16 protein-coding genes and 1 riboswitch are annotated in these 19,923 nt (G+C 41.0%); of the genes, 4 read left to right on the top strand and 12 right to left on the bottom strand.

Annotated elements, in window-relative coordinates; translation table 11 throughout:
• Nucleotides 1-23: 23 nt before the first annotated feature.
• Entirely contained in the window at nucleotides 24-1,202 is a 1,179-nt protein-coding gene (locus HMPREF0874_RS04915; protein ID WP_008602057.1) for an MFS transporter, read from the bottom strand.
• 230 nt (nucleotides 1,203-1,432) lie between these two features.
• Nucleotides 1,433-2,728 (bottom strand): adenylosuccinate lyase, encoded by a 1,296-nt coding sequence (gene purB / locus HMPREF0874_RS04910; RefSeq protein WP_008602055.1) that lies wholly within the window; start codon nucleotides 2,726-2,728, stop codon nucleotides 1,433-1,435.
• A 430-nt stretch (nucleotides 2,729-3,158) separates the two neighbouring features.
• On the opposite strand from purB, the gene HMPREF0874_RS04905 reads away from it, so the two are divergent.
• A complete protein-coding gene (locus HMPREF0874_RS04905) occupies nucleotides 3,159-3,569 on the top strand; it encodes a hypothetical protein (protein ID WP_004698294.1) in 411 nt (136 codons plus the stop codon).
• Nucleotides 3,570-3,723: 154 nt separating this feature from the next.
• Here HMPREF0874_RS04905 and HMPREF0874_RS04900 read toward each other — a convergent pair whose 3' ends face one another.
• The 7 genes from HMPREF0874_RS04900 to HMPREF0874_RS04870 all read right to left on the bottom strand — a co-directional run bounded on the left by HMPREF0874_RS04900 (nucleotide 3,724) and on the right by HMPREF0874_RS04870 (nucleotide 12,087).
• Nucleotides 3,724-4,554, bottom strand: a complete 831-nt coding sequence (locus tag HMPREF0874_RS04900; protein WP_039965195.1) for a hypothetical protein — start codon at nucleotides 4,552-4,554, stop codon at nucleotides 3,724-3,726.
• A gap of 4 nt (nucleotides 4,555-4,558) precedes the next feature.
• A complete protein-coding gene (locus HMPREF0874_RS04895) occupies nucleotides 4,559-4,963 on the bottom strand; it encodes a biopolymer transporter ExbD (RefSeq protein WP_008602049.1) in 405 nt (134 codons plus the stop codon).
• Entirely contained in the window at nucleotides 4,960-5,565 is a 606-nt protein-coding gene (locus HMPREF0874_RS04890; protein WP_039965194.1) for a MotA/TolQ/ExbB proton channel family protein, read from the bottom strand. The genes HMPREF0874_RS04895 and HMPREF0874_RS04890 overlap by 4 nt, the downstream gene beginning before the upstream one ends.
• 301 nt (nucleotides 5,566-5,866) lie before the next feature.
• Nucleotides 5,867-6,124, bottom strand: a complete 258-nt coding sequence (locus tag HMPREF0874_RS04885; protein WP_004698152.1) for a hypothetical protein — start codon at nucleotides 6,122-6,124, stop codon at nucleotides 5,867-5,869.
• Between the two features lie 360 nt (nucleotides 6,125-6,484).
• A complete protein-coding gene (gene meaB, locus HMPREF0874_RS04880) occupies nucleotides 6,485-7,738 on the bottom strand; it encodes a methylmalonyl Co-A mutase-associated GTPase MeaB (protein WP_004694551.1) in 1,254 nt (417 codons plus the stop codon).
• Nucleotides 7,731-9,920: a methylmalonyl-CoA mutase gene (gene scpA, locus HMPREF0874_RS04875; RefSeq protein ID WP_004694550.1), complete on the bottom strand. Its 2,190-nt coding sequence runs from the start codon at nucleotides 9,918-9,920 to the stop codon at nucleotides 7,731-7,733. Before scpA ends, meaB begins: the two co-directional genes overlap by 8 nt.
• A gap of 4 nt (nucleotides 9,921-9,924) precedes the next feature.
• Nucleotides 9,925-12,087, bottom strand: coding sequence for a methylmalonyl-CoA mutase family protein (locus tag HMPREF0874_RS04870; RefSeq protein ID WP_008602042.1), 2,163 nt, complete (start codon nucleotides 12,085-12,087; stop codon nucleotides 9,925-9,927).
• A gap of 289 nt (nucleotides 12,088-12,376) precedes the next feature.
• A riboswitch (cobalamin riboswitch) is annotated at nucleotides 12,377-12,553 on the bottom strand.
• A 267-nt stretch (nucleotides 12,554-12,820) separates the two neighbouring features.
• On the opposite strand from HMPREF0874_RS04870, the gene rarD reads away from it, so the two are divergent.
• Nucleotides 12,821-13,717, top strand: coding sequence for an EamA family transporter RarD (rarD, locus tag HMPREF0874_RS04865; RefSeq protein WP_008602040.1), 897 nt, complete (start codon nucleotides 12,821-12,823; stop codon nucleotides 13,715-13,717).
• Nucleotides 13,718-13,810: 93 nt separating this feature from the next.
• On the opposite strand, the gene HMPREF0874_RS04860 is transcribed toward rarD, so the two are convergent.
• Nucleotides 13,811-14,710 carry a DUF3829 domain-containing protein gene (locus HMPREF0874_RS04860; RefSeq protein WP_008602038.1) on the bottom strand — a complete coding sequence of 300 codons (900 nt, stop codon included), beginning with the start codon at nucleotides 14,708-14,710 and terminating at the stop codon, nucleotides 13,811-13,813.
• Nucleotides 14,711-14,990: 280 nt separating this feature from the next.
• On the opposite strand from HMPREF0874_RS04860, the gene HMPREF0874_RS04855 reads away from it, so the two are divergent.
• On the top strand, nucleotides 14,991-15,368 hold the full coding sequence (locus tag HMPREF0874_RS04855; protein WP_008714666.1) for a type II toxin-antitoxin system HicB family antitoxin: 378 nt from the start codon (nucleotides 14,991-14,993) through the stop codon (nucleotides 15,366-15,368).
• A gap of 425 nt (nucleotides 15,369-15,793) precedes the next feature.
• Here the strand turns inward: HMPREF0874_RS04855 and HMPREF0874_RS04845 are convergent, their stop codons facing one another.
• Nucleotides 15,794-16,435 carry a tetratricopeptide repeat protein gene (locus HMPREF0874_RS04845; RefSeq protein WP_039965192.1) on the bottom strand — a complete coding sequence of 214 codons (642 nt, stop codon included), beginning with the start codon at nucleotides 16,433-16,435 and terminating at the stop codon, nucleotides 15,794-15,796.
• Between the two features lie 85 nt (nucleotides 16,436-16,520).
• Between HMPREF0874_RS04845 and HMPREF0874_RS10025 the strand changes: the two genes are divergently transcribed.
• The gene (locus tag HMPREF0874_RS10025; RefSeq protein ID WP_227037232.1) at nucleotides 16,521-16,628 is read left to right on the top strand and encodes a type I toxin-antitoxin system Fst family toxin; all 108 of its coding nucleotides are present in this window, start codon (nucleotides 16,521-16,523) and stop codon (nucleotides 16,626-16,628) included.
• A gap of 285 nt (nucleotides 16,629-16,913) precedes the next feature.
• Here HMPREF0874_RS10025 and HMPREF0874_RS04840 read toward each other — a convergent pair whose 3' ends face one another.
• Nucleotides 16,914-19,736, bottom strand: coding sequence for an FAD-binding and (Fe-S)-binding domain-containing protein (locus tag HMPREF0874_RS04840; RefSeq protein ID WP_008602033.1), 2,823 nt, complete (start codon nucleotides 19,734-19,736; stop codon nucleotides 16,914-16,916).
• Nucleotides 19,737-19,923 lie beyond the last annotated feature (187 nt).

Raw genomic sequence — 19,923 nt, 5'->3', positions numbered from 1 at the left:
TAGTTTCTTCCCAAATGCATGGGCTATTTTGGTTCTTTTAACCAAAAACTCATCAATAGGCCTATAACACCTACCGGTATCAAGGTCATCAATGCCGTTTGTACGTCATAGATATCTGCTAGATGTCCTACATAAGGAGCCACAAGGCCCCCTAAGGTAATCCCAAGACCTAGCGTAATACCTGATGCAAAGCCTGCATTTTTAGCAAGGTATTTTTGACCTAGTACCGTAATTGGTCCGTATTGTGAGAATACGCCAAAGGCCATTGGAATCATGGCTCCAAAGAAGCCCCACATATTAGGCACAAAAATAAATACTAAAACGGATGGCAAGAAAATCAGATTACCTAAGCGCACAGTTTTAAGAAACCCAAGTCGGTCAGATAAGGCCCCGCCCATATAGGTAAGGACTGCCCCTATAGCAAAGTACGCAGTAAGGGCCAAACTAGATGCACTAGCTTCACCATTAATAACAGTAATATACAAAATAGGAATAAAGATAGCCAATACAGAGAAGAGTATAGATCGAGAAGCAATCACAAAAAATAACTTACCGAAGCTCACCCAATCATTTGTACCGGTACTAAGAACCTTAGCACGGCTTTCACGGTTACCAGTATCAGCAGAATCAGCAATATCAGTATCATCGGTATCAGCTTCACCCTCACCCATAAAGGCATAGAGATATAATAATACACCAAGTAGAGCGATAAGCGTAAATACCCAAAGGAATTGTCCCCCAAAGACGTAAACACCACCAGCAATAAAGGGTCCCAACGCAAAGCCCGCACTGCCGCCGACTGCAAAGCGGCCCATGGCGTTACCGATTTCATGAGATTGCGTACGATTTACAAGAAGAGCCGCCTCGGGATGGAATAACGCGGCCCCTACCCCGGCCAAGAGCGACAAAGCAAGAATCATTTCGTAACTCGTAGCCAATGCCATAGCGCTAATCGACACAAGAGTCACCGTAAACCCAACGGGAATAAACCAGGGTACGCGCCACCGATCTGCCACATAGCCCAAAGCGGGCTGTGCCACGGAAGCCACCACGGTATTACAGAAAATGATGGAAGCCGATTGATAATAATTAAGGCCAAAGTTAGCGATAAAAAACGGTATGAGGGCCGCCAGCGAACCTTGACCAAAGTCATTAATACAGTGAAAAATAGGCGGTCCGTACTTCCGTATAATACGTTTCATATAACCTCCTAAAACAAATAGATGGTTTCCTAATGTAAGACGAGTATATAAAAGCCTGCTAGAAAACTAATTTATAATTATCTGTTAAAATAATATACTTCTATCTAAAATGACATATTGCTTTCAAAACGAAAAAGGTAGATATAGCCAACACCTAATGCATGTACCATAGGCTTATTGGTCTATACCTACCCTAGTCTTTCATATGTTATGTGGGAAGTACCCTACAATTATAGGCCAAAGCGAGCCATGATTGTATCTACATGTCTTAGCAATTTATATGGATCAAAGCATGCATCGATTTCCTCATCAGTCATGTACTTCTTAATGTTTTCATCAGCTTTTAAACCTGTTGCGAAATCTTTGCCTTCAAGCCAACGTTCCATAGCATGTTTTTGAACCCAACGATATGCTTCGTCACGTACCGCACCTTTGTCTACAAGATGTGTCAAAATTGTTTGGCTGAATACAAGGCCCCCTGTAAGGTTTAGGTTTTTAAGCATTGTTTCAGGATATACCAACAATTTGTCGATAGTGCGAATTGTTAGGTGCAACATATAATTTAACGAGATTGTCGCATCCGGCAAGATCACCCGTTCTACGGAGCTGTGGGAAATATCGCGTTCATGCCATAATGCTTGATCTTCGTAAGCAGATTGAGCATAGCCACGGAGCAAGCGAGCCATGCCACAAATTCTTTCACATGTGATAGGATTACGTTTATGAGGCATCGCAGAGGAACCCTTTTGTTTAGGGCTGAAATACTCTTCTGCTTCGCGTACCTCTGTACGTTGTAAGTGACGGATTTCCAATGCGATTTTGTCCAATGTACCGCCTACAACGGCTATGGTAGACAACAACTCAGCATGGCGGTCACGTTGCACCACTTGCGTAGCAATTTTAACAGGTTCAAGGCCTAATTTTTCACATACATATTGTTCTACGAATGGATCGATATTGGAGTATGTACCAACTGCGCCAGACAATTTGCCAACGGCAACGCTTTTACGCGCATGTCCCATGCGTTCAATATCACGTTCTATCTCTGCCATCCACAACGCCAATTTCAAGCCGAATGTAGTTGGTTCGCCGTGGATACCGTGGGTACGGCCAATCATAGGTGTGTATTTGAACTCAGCTGCACGACGACGCAATACTTCGTGCAAACGCTTTAAATCATCAATTAAGATATCACAGGCTTGTTTCATCATATACCCAAGCGCCGTATCTTTCACATCTGTAGAGGTAAGACCAAGATGGATGTATTTAGCCGCTTCAGGACCTACGTATTCGCCCACTGCTGTTACGAAGGAAATGATATCATGATTCGTTTCCTTTTCGATTTCATGAATGCGCTCAACGTCGAAATTGCCCTTTTCCCGAATTGTTTTCGCCGCTTCTTTAGGAATGACGCCCAACTCAGCTTGTGCCTCAGATGCGAGGGTTTCCACCAATAACATTGTGTCGAATTCGTTGCGTTCGCTCCAAATATGGCCCATTTCTTCTCGTGTATAACGTGGTATCATGATGTCTCCTTTGCATGATAAAAGCTAGATTTATAGGATTATTGTACCATATGTGAAAGCTCCATTCAACGAACGGAGCTAAATTTTCCGAATGATAATTATATTAATTTTACTTATCGTTCGACTTTAGTTGTCAAATTTTAGTTGTTCAATCCTAGAAAAAGGATACACATATTTAACTACAGAGTCTAAAACAGAAAAAAGGCAAACACAATCATACCATTAATAACATAGAGAAGAATAACTTGAACTATACTCTCTCTAATTTCTCATATAGTTATATAGTAATAAATTAATCAATACTATATCATAGCTATACATTGTGATATATAATAAACATACAGACTAAATGTACTGCGAATAATTGCTCAATCTATACACGAGCTTTATGATAATAGTAATAAACATTTCTACTATGGGGGAGGCTTTCATGGCAACTTTAAATCGTAAGGAACGCCGCGCACAGCGCAACGAATCTAATACTATAGGTATTCTATTACGTCTATTCTTTGGGCTCAGCTTTATCGGCTTGGCGGTAGTCCTTTTTGGCGAGTTTGATTATAACTTTATCTTCTCCATCTTTACGGCAGACATCGTAGTATCTTTAATTTACGTAATGACGAATAAATCGCGTATTACTACATCCTTAGCAGTAAACACAAATGTACGCGTTATCATCGCATTTCTCATCATGTTGATTACCATGTTCTTCTATGCTTTTGCATTGTGGCGAGCTGATCAATTCAGCACTCCTATGCAAGTCACATTATTCATCGGCGGCGCCATCGTATATCTAGCCGTCTTCAACTCCACGAAAACAATACTTACCAATCAAAATTAATACCATACATATAATTAATCCTTGAAATATAACTCAGCATGACTCAGATAGAACAAGTATTTCATAGTAATACATAGTATCAATCAATACAATCATTTATTACAACCATAACAAAGAGGCATATCCCATACTAATGTATGTAAGATATGCCTCTTTATTGTCCTAAAACAACAGGGACTGCTAGATATACAGGTTCTCCTCTTCGATTGATAATAGAACCACTGCTTTTAACGATGCGCATTGCTTCCTCTTTTACAGGTTGCGGCACATCTTCTGCGATGAGCGGTGTATGTTCTCCCACGATGACGTGTCCATTAACGTCAAAGTTAACGCGCACTACAACCTTACCGGTTATGATTGATCCCTTCCCCTGTTCTTGTACAGTTCGTAAATATTCTTGGGGGTTGATATCCGACTTTTGTAAAAGCGCTTGTTGCCCTGGTGTTAGGAGCCCCCACGCAAGATCAGATAGGAAGGATAAATCACTAGCTTCGGCAAAGCCGTTTCCATTGGCATTCGGATCAGATGTTATATCCTTACCCATAGGAGCATTGTCAGGCTTAGAGGATTTCCCGTCTTTGGAATCATTTCCACCCGTAACAACAGCTTGTTCATTATTAGTCGTTTCCGATTCTATGGCCTTTGGAACGGTCCATTCGCGACGAGCATTAGATGTAGTCTTATTGGCATTTAAATTGTGAACACTTTCATCACCTGTATTTTCCGTTACAAGAGGATCTGCCTTAGGCGCAGGCCCTTCTGGAGTCGGAGGTTCAACCGGTGGTTTATCCTTAGGTATAGGCTCAATAGCGGTAGTTTCCGCATCACTTTCACTATCCTCAGGCAGATGAAAGCTAACCTCTGCGGCATCATAAGCCACACCGGTTCCAACGATGCCACGCAAGGAAAGCCCCATGCCAGAGATAAGCATGATGGTAATGCCTAAAGATACAATAAAAGGTTTCAGATAATGTGATTCAAACATGGAATCACTTCCGTTCCGTAGCGACGCTAATATATTTAGCACCGTTCACCTTGAGCATGTCCAAAAGCTCGATAACATCGTTATAATATACATCTTTTGAAGCGCGAATCACAAAGGCCTGTTGAGGTGCTTGTGTAACAATAGATTTGACCTCTTGCGCCAAGCGATCCGAAGAGATTTCCTGATTATCGATATATAGCGTGTGCGTTGTAGTCAAGGTAATGGTGATAGGTTCGATAGATTTCGCCGTAGACGACGATGCAGATGGTAAATTTAGTGGAATTTGCTGCTCTGTATTCATATACAGTGTGCCTACCATGAAAAATACTAATAAAAAGAATACGATATCAATCATAGGAATAATCATGATGGTAGGCTCTTTTTTAACCCCTAACGTGCGTCGTCTCATATATCATGTTCCTCGTTGTACGCATCAAGGATGTTGCCGCACTCATGTTCTAATGTCGCCACAGAATCATTGACCTTTGCTGCACAGTAACTGTGAAAGCCAAGGGCAATAATGGCTACGGTCAAACCTGTAGCCGTTGCCACCAAGGCTTCAGAAACACCACCTGTAATAATGGTCGGAGCCCCAATATCGCCACCTACCACAGAAAACGCACGAATCATGCCAAGGACCGTCCCCAGCAACCCCAACAACGGAGCCATTGTTACAACCATGCTGAGCCAACTAAGGCCGCGTTTTAAACGTTCATCAGCGTACGACACTACATCTTGAAGGCGGTTTTCCAAGCCATTATAATTCTTTGCATTGCGGATAGCACGGGCAAATAAAGAACCAAGTTCCTCTGTATCCCGTTCCAAAACACTTGGTAACATAATCCAAGATTGATTCTTCTCTAAGACCTTATTAAAACGGCGCAAATCCTTTGTAAACTTGCGATATAGAAAGATACGTTCAATGCCAATCATCAAGGTAAACAGTAAAAAAATCACCAGCGGATACATAACAAATCCACCAGCTACAAATAAATGCGCTATACTACTCATACTAACCTCCAAAAGCCACATACTTTTAGGCTCTATCCGGGTTAATTATACCACGTTTTATCCCACCGAAAACAGATATAGAGCGTAAAACCACAACATAAATAGATATAGGATGACTTGCAAGATAAATATAGACTAATTCGCTAGATAGACATAAGCTAGCTAAAGTCCACAGGATAAAATTAGGGTTATAGGGCAAAACCAACACGTTTTGTCCTATAACCCTAAAATTAAAATACAAAAAGGCTGCACTAGAAATGATATACATTCTAGTACAGCCTTTGATACGTTCCTAAATAGATTAGTCTTTTTTAATAAAGCCTACAATGAAGCCACCTACTGACAGTGCAATGCCTAAACCGCTACAGAACATACCAATAGAATACCACAATGTGTAAGATTGGTTATTCTCAGAAATCGCCTTTGCTGCCGCTTGAGCATTTGTAGCATTTCTCGCAATTTCCAAATTAGCCGCCCCTGGATCTGGATTTAATAATAGAATCGCAATACCAATAATTAGAACGACTACACCTACAGGTAATAATAATTTTTTGTTCATTTGAATGCCCCTCTCGTAACATTAAACGATTAATAAATAATATAACTTAATTATACACTGATTTTTGCATTTTAAAAAGATGAACTTATATATTAATCATCTTTTATTAGACAATTAATAGCAAATAATTAGTCGCAATTAGTTATTATGACATAGAAAAAGGCATAGTATGCAACTACTATTGGTCCAAATCCAACAGTGAACATTGATACTATGCCTTTTACAAATACATCTGTAGTTATATCGAAATGCATACGATTGCTAGTGGAGTGCGTATTAAGATAAGTTATGCCGGCTTATCTAATATATATTTAGCAATACGATTATATTTAATAATACAATATGTATTTACCGATCTACTTATTGTAAAGACTTATCGAAAACGCCAATAAGTTCTTCAACGGCTTGAGATTCGCTCATTTCACCGTCTAAGACAGCGGCTTCGACTTCGCCCATGCGACCTTGAATGACTACATTGTTAAAGAATAGGTTGTGCAAGTGTTCGTCAATCATATCGCGTACCCAACGGAGGGATTGTTCTTGACGACGTTTTAAGAAGACCCCATTTTCTTTGCCTTGTTCAGTAAACTCTTGGATAACATCCCACAATTCATCGAGGCCATCCTTTGTAACAGCTGAACATGTATAGGCTTGAGTCTTCCATTTTTCCGTAGCTGGACGGATATAATGTAACATCCGATCGTAATCACTACGAGCAATGAGTGCTCGTTTGAGATTATCTCCATCAGCCTTGTTGACCACAATAGCATCAGCAAGTTCCATAACGCCTTTTTTGATGCCTTGCAATTCATCGCCTGCCCCCGTTAAAACGATGAGCATAAAGAAGTCTACCATGGAACGCACGGTAACTTCGCTTTGCCCAACCCCAACGGTTTCAACGAGAATAATATCGTACCCAGCAGCCTCACAAAGTAGCATAGTTTCTCTACTTTTACGAGCCACACCGCCTAGTGTACCACCAGCTGGCGATGGACGAATATAAGCCTCTGGGTGTTTCGTCAACGTTTCCATCCGCGTTTTATCACCCAAGATACTGCCTTTTGTGACTTGGCTCGTAGGGTCTACAGCCAGTACGGCAACCTTGTAACCCGCTTCAATGAGCATGTTACCGAAGGCTTCAATAAACGTACTTTTACCAGCCCCAGGCACACCAGTAATACCGATGCGCAATGCCTTGCCCGTGCGAGGCAATACGGCTTGCAACACCTGTTGAGCTAGTTTGAAATGGTCCTTATTATTACTTTCTACTAATGTGATAGCCCGTGAAAGTATAACGCGGTCCCCCTGCTCGATACCGCGTACATAATCAGCGACAGTTAATTTCTTTCGCCGCTGTACGGGACGTACCGCTGGAGCCAGATGAGCAGAGCTAGATAAGAGGCCGTCATGCATTTCCTTGACGCCTTTCATTACGTGACACGCGTAAGTGTCATCTTTCTTCGCTTCTTCTGGCACCCAGTCGGGACGATAGGTACTACCCTCGGTGCTTGCGTTTTTTACACCTAATTCAGGGGCTTTGCCTTCACCAGTGGTGAAAGTTGCGTCCTGTGTATTGCGCAATTCATCCGGAGTAGGCCGTTTGTTATCAGTCATGAGACTCGTCTTGAACGTGACTAGTCAATGTTTCTAGTAATTTTTTCGCCGCTACTGGCAAAACTGTACCAGGGCCAAAGATAGCCACTGCGCCATGTTCGCGTAGGAATTCATAGTCCTGAGCAGGGATTACGCCGCCGATGGCAACTAAAATATCTCCACGGCCCCGCTTGTTGAGTTCCTCTACAAGTTGAGGCAATAATGTCTTATGCCCCGCCGCAAGAGAACTAAATCCGACAATATGAACGTCATTATCCACCGCATCTTGTGCTGTTTCTTCTGGAGTTTGGAACAAAGGTCCGATATCCACGTCAAAGCCCATATCCGCGAAGGATGTAGCGATAACTTTGGCACCACGGTCATGACCGTCTTGGCCCATCTTCGCAATCATGATACGAGGACGACGACCTTCGAGTTCTTCAAAGTTATCTGCCATTTGGCGTACTTCTTTGATTACATCGTCATCTTCAAATTCGCTGGAGTATACACCGGAAATAGAGCGAATAACCGCTTTATGACGACCGCATACCTTTTCAACAGCAAAGGAAATTTCACCCAAGGATGCACGAGCACGAGCCGCTTCAAGTGCAAGAGCAAGTAAGTTGCCTTCACCCGATTCTGTAGCCTTTGTGATCGCTTCAAGACAGGATTGAACCTTTTCTTCATCCCGGTTAGCACGCAATTGTTCGAGACGACGAATTTGCGCTTCCCGTACAGCTGTGTTATCTACGTCGAGGATATCCAATGGATCTTCTTTATCTAGACGATATTTATTGATACCAATAATCGCTTCACGACCAGAGTCGATACGAGCTTGGCGACGTGCAGCAGCTTCTTCAATACGCATCTTAGGAAGCCCTGTATCGATAGCTTTCGCCATACCGCCAAGGGATTCGATTTCTTGGATATGACCCCAAGCGCGACGAATCAATTCGTCTGTCAACGCTTCTACATAGTAGGAACCGCCCCATGGATCGATAACCTTACATACCTTAGTTTCATCTTGGATGTAAAGCTGAGTATTACGCGCAATACGTGCAGAGAAGTCCGTAGGCAACGCAATGGCTTCGTCAAGCGCATTGGTATGTAGAGATTGCGTATGACCTAACGCAGCACCCATCGCTTCCATACATGTACGAGCCACGTTGTTGAATGGATCTTGTTCTGTAAGAGACCAACCAGATGTTTGGCTATGTGTACGGAGTGCCATGGATTTAGGATTTTCAGAGCCGAAGCTATTGATAATCTTAGCCCACAACATACGAGCCGCACGCATTTTTGCCACTTCCATGAAGTAGTTTTTACCGATTGCCCAGAAGAAGGACAACCGTGGTGCGAACTGGTCAACGTGAAGGCCTGCATTAACACCGGTACGGATATATTCGAGACCATCGGCCAATGTGTAACCTAATTCGATATCTGCAGTAGCGCCCGCTTCTTGCATATGGTAACCAGAAATGGAAATACTGTTGAATTTAGGCATGTACTGGGATGTATACGCAAAGATATCACCGATAATACGCATAGATGTAGCTGGAGGGTAAATATAGGTATTACGTACCATGAACTCTTTCAAGATATCATTTTGGATTGTACCAGCCATAACCTTTTTATCTACGCCTTGTTCTTCACCAGCCAAGATGTAGAACGCCATTACTGGCAATACGGCGCCGTTCATTGTCATGGATACGGACATTTGATCAAGAGGGATACCAGAGAATAGAATTTCCATGTCGAGGATGGAGTCTACCGCAACACCCGCTTTACCAACATCACCTACTACACGAGGATGATCGGAATCATAACCACGGTGAGTAGCAAGGTCAAAGGCGATAGACAAGCCTTTTTGGCCCGCTGCCAAGTTACGACGATAGAACGCATTGGATTCTTCCGCTGTGGAGAAACCAGCGTACTGACGTACTGTCCAAGGACGAGTAACATACATTGTGGAATAAGGTCCACGCAAGAATGGAGGTACACCAGCCATATAGTCAAGGTGTGTCATCCCTTCATAATCCATCTCTGTATAGAGAGGCTTTAGTTGGATTTGCTCCATTGTTGTATTATATAAATCTTCAAAGCTTTTTCCTGTTTCTTTTTGAAGTTCAGCAAGCCATGCATCGCGAGATGTTGCTGTCTGAGATCCCAAGCCAAGAGAGGAGAAGTCTGGATTTTTAAACATGAGCTCACATCCCTTTCTTATCTTGTAACGTATTCAAGATTTCGTAACAATTTGCACGAACAGAAATGAAGTCGTCTACGCCAGCTTCACGGTATACAGGTTCTAAGTCCTTAGGAGGTGCCCCTGCTAAAATAACCGTTACATGCGGCATAGTTTCTTTCAATTCCTTAGCGAGTGGTGGTACCAATTCTGGATAGGTATCATCTGTAGAACAGATAACAACTACATCAGCACCACTTTCACGAGCAGCCTTCGCCGCATCAGCCGTTGTTTCATGGCCATCATTTTTGATAACTTCAAAAGCCCCTACTTCGAAGAAGCCTGTGGAGAAGTCCGCACGAGGTTTATGTTGAGGGATTGGCCCCATGTTAGCCAAGAATACCTTCACATTATCTTTCGTACGTTGTTTATAATTCTCAGTGCGCATGCGAAGTGCTTCAAACTGTTCAGTCCAGCGATGAGCTGCAATGGATTCAATCGTTTCGGAAGCAATATCGCCAGCATCTAAAGCCTTGCGGATTTGACGTATTGTTAATTTTTGTAATGCACCGAGTTCAATAAGGCCAATCAAAGCGCCTGGCTCTGTCGTACCTGCTTCTAGGGTAGCCTGTGCTTTCACAACCGCATCTGGCTCCGCACTCGCCAAGTACTCTTCGATTTGAGCAACCCGTTTTTGACGCAATGTTTCTTGATTTTCTGGTTTTGGATCAAGCAATTCTTCAGTCATATTCGCATACATGTTGTTACCTACAGCCACATCTTTGCGGAATGCAAGGTTTTTGAAGCGTTCATCAAGAACTGCTTTAACTTGAGCTTGTGGATAGCCTTCTTTCAAGGCTGCTATTATACCACCTTTAGCCTCAATAGTTTGGAATTCAGCCCAAATTTTTTCGCATAATTCAGCTGCCAATGTTTCCACATACCAAGAGCCACCTACAGGGTCCACTGGTTGACGCAACTCGAATTCAGTTTGCAACATAACTTGAATATTACGGGCAATACGGCGAGAGAAATCGTCAGCTTTGCGAATTGGTTGGTCAAATGGGGATACTTCAAGGCTATTCAAACCGCCTACAACGCCAGAGAATGCTTGTGTTGTATTGCGCAACAAGTTTACATATGGGTCGTATACAGTTTTTGTGAAAGCCGATGTTCTGCCGTGTACATGAACAGCACGGTCAGCTTCTTCGGCACCGAACGCTTCCATGATGCGCGCCCAAAGCACACGTAATGCACGTAATTTAGCAATTTCCATGAAGAAGTTTGCACCCAAGGAGAATGTAAACATCATGCTGTTAGCAATAGTGTGAATATCGATGTTACGTTGTGCTAATTGACGCACATAGCAAACTGCTGTTGCCAATGCATACGCAACCTCTTGTACATCGTTCGCGCCACCATTAGCGTATACATCACCAGATACGAGTACAGTTTTAAGCTCTGGAGCTTGCTCTTTAGCCCATACAACAGTATGTGCCATTTCATCAAAGGCTGTATCTAAAGACATATGCAATGTACCATCTTTAGCCCAAACACCAATAGGGTCTGCACCAACGAGACCTTTCAAGTCAGAGGTTTGTTTTTTAGATCCTTTCACCGTAGCGGCTAACATACCGAGCAAGATAGCTGCAGAAGCACCTGTTTCAATATATAAAGGATTTTCCTTTAAATTAAAGCGCTCAATCAATTGTCTACAATCATCCATAGTAGACAGAGATGTACCGCCGATACCAACAGCTGCGCCTACTTGCACATCTTGATCATGGCGTGTTGCTTCATCAAGGCGAATATTGTGAATGGTGCCGCCTTTTACAATTTCGTATAAACTTGCATGATTAGCATCCTTAGGAAAGGATTCGTCTACATATTGGGATACGCCCCAAGAGTCTTTAATATAACCACTTGCCTTTGTGCCACGTAGGAACTCACCTGCTCCAGGATATACACCCTTTGGAATTTTTTCTCCATGCAATGCAGGCGTGTAAATTGGTTGTAACGTAATTCCCTCATAGGTTTTAGTGAACATCTTCTTGTGGAAGTCGCCACCTTTTAACGCTTTTTCAACCTCGGCCTGCCATTGTTCATACGTAGGTTTCTTAAACTCATCAAAGGATACAGGTGCTAATAAATCACGTTCAGCATCCTTTGAAGTCTTTTTGTCAGACATATATGTGCCTCCTTTTCAACTCGAAACCATACCGAGAAACAGCGCACCGTACCTGCGAATTGTTAGATATATGAATCACTCGAGCTTTATCTTATTGGACCACATCAACCTCAAAATGTGTCCATCTGTTTAATATCTATAAAACCTGATTCCTATACTCAACATCCACTCTAAGGGCAATAAAAAACGTGCCACCTAAAGTGACACGTAAGGTTTCTTATTGAAAGGTACACTAAAAAATACTGTAGCCAGCATACCCCAATCCCCTTCCTATCGCTCGTAGGTACATAACGGTGATTATCAAATAGGCAGTTCTCCTGGCTCGGGATCATCACCTCGCTTTCGCCTTCCCAGATTACTCCAGTGACATGTATGAAAGCAGGCTCATCCTTACAGTGGCGGGACCGCATCGGCTTATACCGATTTCTCTATTAAGTCTTGCGACACCTATTCTCTATATTCGTTGTTCTAAGTCCAATATAGTGTAACAATATGCACAAAGTCAATGAACATAACATTTAATCATAAGTGCCAAAATCAAAGTTATAACTGAAAATCATATGCAATAACTAAAATGCATAAATTAAAATTCAAGATATCTCTATCATAAGACATCAACCAAAAACTCCCTCAAATTAGCTATAAACACAAGTAAGCTCATAGGGTGTAAACACTATTATCCCCTCAAAGACTGGAAACAGTGATATAATAAGTACTATCACGAGGAGGCATTATGGAGCATACAAGTAAAAAAGGGTTAATCACAGCCCTTAGTTGTTATATAATTTGGGGCTTACTCCCTCTATATTGGGCATTATTAAACCATGTTTCACCGTATAATATACTGGCACAGCGCATTATCTGGTCAGGTGTTTGCATGGCTATCGTTGTATTTGGCTTACACTTTAAACAATTCAAAAAGGACTTTCAATTACTAAAAGAACAACGTTCACAACTATTCCTACTGTTAATTGCGGCAGTCATCATCAGTGTAAACTGGTTCACCTACATTTGGGCCATCGCCAATAATCAAGTTATGAATACGAGCCTTGGCTATTACATCAACCCACTCTTCAATGTAGTATTAGGTGTCATCCTATTTAAAGAGGTTCTATCCATACCGAAAAAGCTGAGTGTCCTCATCGCTACCATCGGCATCGCCTTACTCACCTATCAAGTGGGATCCTTGCCATTAGTGTCGATGATTCTCGCCATTTCCTTCGGCCTCTATGGAGCCGTAAAAAAGAAACTACTCATCTCTCCCTTTACGAGCATCGCCTTTGAGGCCTGGCTATTAACACCGCTAGCCTTACTATATACGACCATGGTCGATAATACCGTGTGGTCCTATTTCGGCACAAACTGGTATACAACCATGTTGCTCATAGCCTGCGGTCTAACTACATCTGTCCCATTGGTTCTATTCTCCTATGGTGCACAGCTATTGCCGCTTAACCTACTAGGCTTCTTGCAATATGTATCCCCTACCATTGCCTTATTGCTAGCCATCTTCTACTTTGGTGAAAGCTTTGGCACACCACAGATGATCGCCTTCGGTTGTATCTGGATAGCCTTAGTATTATTCTCCTTATCGAGCCAAATTACAACACGCATTAGCCTAAAAAAGTAAGGTATATCCTATATATCAACTAAAAAGCTGTATCAAATGATACTCTCATTTGATACAGCTTTCTTTTATATAGACGTATTAATCTAACTTATTTTAATCTAACTCATTCATATTGGTCGTATTCAGATTAGAAATGTAATGGTTATAGGCCTCAATCATACGATTATAGTCATTATCTTGTTTCGAACCCATATAGGTACGGATTGCACCAATCGTAGAGTTTACAGAGGTCTTAACAGAATCATACTTAGGACTAGTAATACCATTTGATACATCACCAATAGATTGCAACTCTTGATTGATAGCATTTACATCTAGTTGTTTTTCACTATCGATCTTTTCTAGGACCGCAGTAAGTCGCAAATGAACCTCTTGTGCTGCAGCGGCATTTTTCTTGCCTGCATCACGCAATTGTTGCAACCGTTGTTGCAAGCGGTCTGTATTAATTTTATGCATAACATTATCAAAGTCAGCATAAATAGGAACAAATTGTTCATATAATTGAACATATTTAGGGCCTAATTGTTGCTCCTTAGCATAGTTGTCTGTGGTATACCCTTTAGATTTATAATATGCATCGAGCTCTTCCGCTACCGGTGTAATTTCGTTCAATTTTGAAAGCAGCTTATCTAAAGGCTCCTTCATTTCATCATACGGAATACCTGCTTGCTTAGCCTCTTCTAATTCTTTTTGTAACTGCTTAAAGTTCGGTGCACTAAATACAGTTAAATGCTGCCCCGCTTTTAACTCATTAAGAGTTGGCGTATTCGCATAATCAAACATGACAGCCATGCGATTGTATCGGCTTACAGCTTTCACATATTGATTAAATAACTGCACCTGATCCTGCTCAGACCGCTGCGCAATTTCCTTGCGGCTCTGTTCAGTACCCTGCCATAGCTCTGACATACTACAACCGCTCAAAAAAAATGGGGATACCAATGTCGCCGCACACAATACAGCCATTGCTACCCTTTTACCGAATAGTTTCATGATGAATCCTCTCCTTCCATCAATACACAACCTAATTTATATATATTAATTATATACTGATATAATTTTTATGAATAGGATTAATATATGAAGGTCATTTATCAATTTTGTCAAGTGACTAATAGAATCAGGGGTGACCAATGATCACCCCTATTTTCCTTTATATACTGCTAGACTATAAATAAGAATGTATAACTCCTAATAATTGTTTTGTACGTATACACGTGTTATCATGAAAGGAGAGAATATGAAGGATAAGGATTTACTATTAGGAGGACCTATGAAGTTTATATACCCTGCTATAATCCATGATGATGCCGATGGTTTCTGGGCCGAATTTCCAGATCTCGAATACACTAGTAGCACCGGCTCAACGCTAACAGAATTAATAACCAATGCACAAGAGGCTATGGAACTCTATATATTAGGCGCTTTAGAAGATGGACAAACTCTACCTACCCCCACATCTATTCGCAGCTTACCATGTACCGACACAACATATCCTACATTAGTTCAAACAGATATTGATTTAGCTAAAAATAGTAAGTCCGTAAAGAAAACCTTAACCATTCCTGCATGGCTTAACGACAGGGCATTGGCTAAAGGAATTAATTTTTCTCAACTTTTACAAGAAGCATTAGTAGAGAAAACAATGTAATTTACATCATCAATTGCTCAGTAAAATTAGAACTATTGTCCATGCAATAGATGCTAAGGTTAGTAATAGTATACAGATCATCCACAAGATTATTACAAAATAGAGCAGTAGCTTGAGTACATATAGTACATCAAACCATATACTATGTTGGTCCTCTAGACGATCCATATAGGCTCTAATACATCGCACCAAATAGGGCGGCTTAACATTAGGATTCAGTTTTTTCCAATAAAACACCAAATAAGGCATAACAATACACCCTACCACCACTATATAGCTAAGGAAAATTGGTGTTTCAATATTGTACCGAGTCATAAACCCTGACCAGTCTACGACCATTAGACTGCCAAGGTATAGAAAAATAAGCCAATATATAAATCCTATCACCTTTATAATAAGGCGAATCATCTGTTTCACATCCATGTCTATAATTCTACCAATGTTTTAAATCGCCTATTATTGTGAAAGCGTTCAAAATGGTCTTGTTCGGCTGCAACAGCTTTTACAGAAGGATCAATTTTTATAGCTTTTTCTAACCAATCAAGGGCCTTAGTATCTTCTCCTTGGTCTGCATAAATGGTAGCAATACCATACACAGACCAGGTGTTACTAGGGTCCTTTTCCAATACCTTTTCAAACCATTGTTTAGAATCGTTTAACTGACCTTGCAACTTATAGACCATGGCCATGTTATAGTAATTAGCCACATTGTTAGAGTCTAAATCATAAGCCTTTTTAGTATCTGTCAAACCTTTAGCCGCATCACCGTTTAATGCTGTTGCAAAGCCACGTACAGAATAGGCTTCTGCATTATTAGCATTATTCTTAATGGACGCTGTAGCTTCCTCTATGGCTTTCGCATACTCACCAGCGGATAAGGCTTGCTTTGCTGTAATTAGATGGTCATCTTGCTTGGTAGTCGCTTGGCTGTTTCCCGCAGCAGATGTAGAGGAACCAGCAGCAGAACTAGTTGCATTTGATTCTGTTTTATTACTATTCGTATTTTGATTCAATCCACATCCCGTAAGGGCTGTTATTAAAAGAAAGAAAAGCACAACCTTCTTCATTAGAAATTCTCCAATCATTAATTATATACAAGACTCCATAGCATGATGATATAATATAAAATACCTCCCGAAAGGAGGTGGTATATTGCAGGAGCTGTTTTATGCACTCTGGGGCACCTTGCTTGCCCCTATTATTGTTGCCTTAGTTGTAACTACCTACAGCTACTGGCTTAACAATAAAAACAAAAAATAAGCAAGAAAAAGGACGAGCTGCCACTCGTCCTTTTTTTTGGTTATATTGCAGGTAATTTCATACACTCTACTACCTACGTTTAGTATACCACATTTCTTAGAAAAATAAAGAATTAGCAATAAATCTCATAAAACTCCTAAAAAACTATTAGTAGTTTTAACATAATTTACGAGCAATATTAAAGCAACATTAATATAAACTACCAGTTACTTTAACCCAACCTACTAGTAACCTCAATGTAAACTACTAACAACGTTAACGTAAATAGCAATAGATATACAAGACTTATTTCTTAGCCTTAGAGCAACGATCCAATAGGAATGCAACACCAATGAATGGGATGCCGCCGTTTTCGCCAAGGCCGATTTCACAGGTAGAGCTGGAACTTACGCCTAGTGTTGCACCGTATTCAGCGATTTCGGCTGCAAGGTCTTTGGTAGCACATTTGTTGAGTTCTGGTGTGAAGAACCCTTTTTGACCGGCAAAGCCATCGCATGCAAAGGATTTAATGTTGAATACATGGTCTGTGCATAAACGAGCTAAATCTTCAATATATTGAGATTTATTCAAGGATTTGATTTTACATTGTTTATGTACGATGACCCTTTCATCACATTTTTCAATGTCGAGATGAGGCACAACGTATTTGCACAAGAATTCAGAAATATCGTTGATTTCTAAGTCTGGCATATGTTTGAAAGCATGATTAAAGCATGCACTATGGTCAATCACGATTGGGTATTTACCATTTTGAGATGCTTTCATCAACGCATCGTGTAAGTCTTTCACAGCACGCTCATGAACGTCATCGTAGTTTTCAAAACTCAAGCCACAGCAGAGGTTTTCGATATGTTCAGGGTAGATAATATCGATATGGGCCTTATTACATAAGCTTTCCACTACTTGTTGCAAGCTACGTTCATCGTCATAACCTTGATTAGGTTTGAAGGCGCGGTTCGCACAGGTACTGAAGTATACAACCTTTTCAAAATTAGTCGGTTTAATGCGGCTTCTCAATCTGTAGCGATTAGCCTTAGGAGTTGTTTTAGGTACATATGGTGTAACACCTGTTACGCCATGTAAGCCTTCAGTAATCTTAGAAATCGCTTTTTGTGTAATGATAGATCCTGCAATGCCTTCAAGACTTACACCAGCACGGCACATTTGAAGTGTTGTGGAGAAGTTATCATAGATTTTCTTAGCTAATTCTGGTGCAGGTGGATCGATGCGACGCATGGATAATGCAATTTGAGCCGTATCGATGCTGAGCGGGCAAAGACCTTTACACATGGAGCACGCAGCACAAGTATCTACACCAAAGTATTCATAACCTTTTTTAAGCTCTGCAGCCAATGTGAAATTGCCTTCGTTTTCAAGGCGTTTCGTTTCGCGCAACAATGCAATACGTTGACGTGGAGTCAATGTTAAATTGCGGCTTGGACAATGTTTTTCACAGAAACCGCATTCCATACAGATTGTGAAAGCATCATCGATAACGCATTGAGCTTTAAGGTTTTTCTTATACACATCTGGATCATCAGTAATGATAACATCAGGATTCAAGATGCGTTCAGGGTCAAAGATGGCTTTGATGCGACGGTTAATTTCGTACGCTTTACGGCCCCATTCCATTTCAATGAACGGTGCCACCATACGGCCTGTACCATGTTCAGCTTTCAAAGAACCACCGAAGCCAGAAACGCGTTCGGACATTTCTTTTACCAAATCGCCAAAGTTCTTAGTATCTTTAGGATCACTAAAATCAGGAGTAATGTTAAAATGAACGTTACCAGATAACGCATGGCCGAAGATTACGCCACCGTCTACGAAATCGTATTTGTGGAATAATTCGGTAAGCATTTCGATGCCCTTCGTGAAATCTTCGATTTGGAAGCATACGTCTTCTGTAATAACAGTGGTGCCTTTTCTACGTTGACCACCAACGATTGGCAAGATACCTTTACGAATTGCCCACCAGGAATCGTATTCTTTAGCATCTTGAGAGTAAAGACTTGGGATAGCCGTTGGAATATCTTTCAATTTGTCTTTAATAAAAGCTAAGTTTTTATCGACAGTTTCTTTAGAGTAGCTTTCAGTTTGGAACAAGATAGCACTTGTACCTTCTGGAACTTCACGAACAAAGTCAGGTACATTATCTAGAGATTGAACGGCCTTAAGGGATTGATAGTCCATCATTTCCGCAGCAACAACCTTGTCACGACCCATATTAGCCAAGGCTACAACAGCAAGAGATGCATCGTTCAATGTTTTAAAGAACATGAGACCGCAACCTTTATACGGTACGTCCTCAACAGTGTTATATACGATTTCAGACACGAAACCTAATGTACCTTCAGAACCGATGAACAAGTGGTTGATGATATCAATAATATCTTCAAAATCAACAAGGGAGTTCAAGCCGTAACCTGTGGTATTTTTGATTTTGTACTTATGGTGAATCAAGTGTGTCAATTCTTCATCGGCCAAAATATCCTTACGCAATTGTAAGATATCCTCTACCATTTGAGGTTTTTCTTTAAGGAATTGATCAATACTCTTTTGGTCAGACGTATCAAGGATGGAGCCATCTAATAATACAACGCGAATGGACCGAATTGTTTTATAAGAGTTTTGCGCCGTACCACAGCACATACCAGAGGAGTTATTATTCAAGATACCACCTACTAATGCTGTAGCAAGCGTTGCAGGATCTGGACCAATTTTACGATTGTACGGTTTCAATAAATCATTCGCATCGGAACCGATAACACCGCATTCACATTTCAAGGCTTTCCCATCATCAATAACTTCCATTTTCTTGAAGCCATCATTACATACGATGAGCACATCTTCACTGGAGCATTGACCAGACAAGGAGGAGCCGGCCGCACGGAATGTAAATGGTGTCCCACATTGTTGACACAAACGAATAAGTCGTCTTACTTCTCGTTCATCTTCAGCTTTAACAACTACCTTTGGTAAATAGCTATAGCAAGACGCATCAACGCCATATGCATAACGACGTAAATGATCGGTGTATACGCGACCTTTACAAATCTCATTTGCCTCCTTGGCAAAACGTTCATAATCTCTAATAAGTGTACTCACTTCTATTTCCTCCTATCCTTTCTTAAGGAATCTATTACTTTTAGTATACGCCGTTCTCATTCTCCTCACTATAATTATGCATAATTTATATCTCTTCTAATAAAAATCGATATGCATTACCCTTTTATTCCCTCAGTTGAAAGTACATCTCATTAGCATTATCATGTACCCATTTTTCCTCATATAC

This window comes from Veillonella sp. 6_1_27 (assembly GCF_000163735.1).
Classification (GTDB): Bacteria; Bacillota; Negativicutes; order Veillonellales; family Veillonellaceae; genus Veillonella; species Veillonella parvula_A.
The sequence above is the reverse complement of the archived record's forward strand: the minus strand, read 5'-3'. Positions and strand labels throughout refer to the sequence as shown.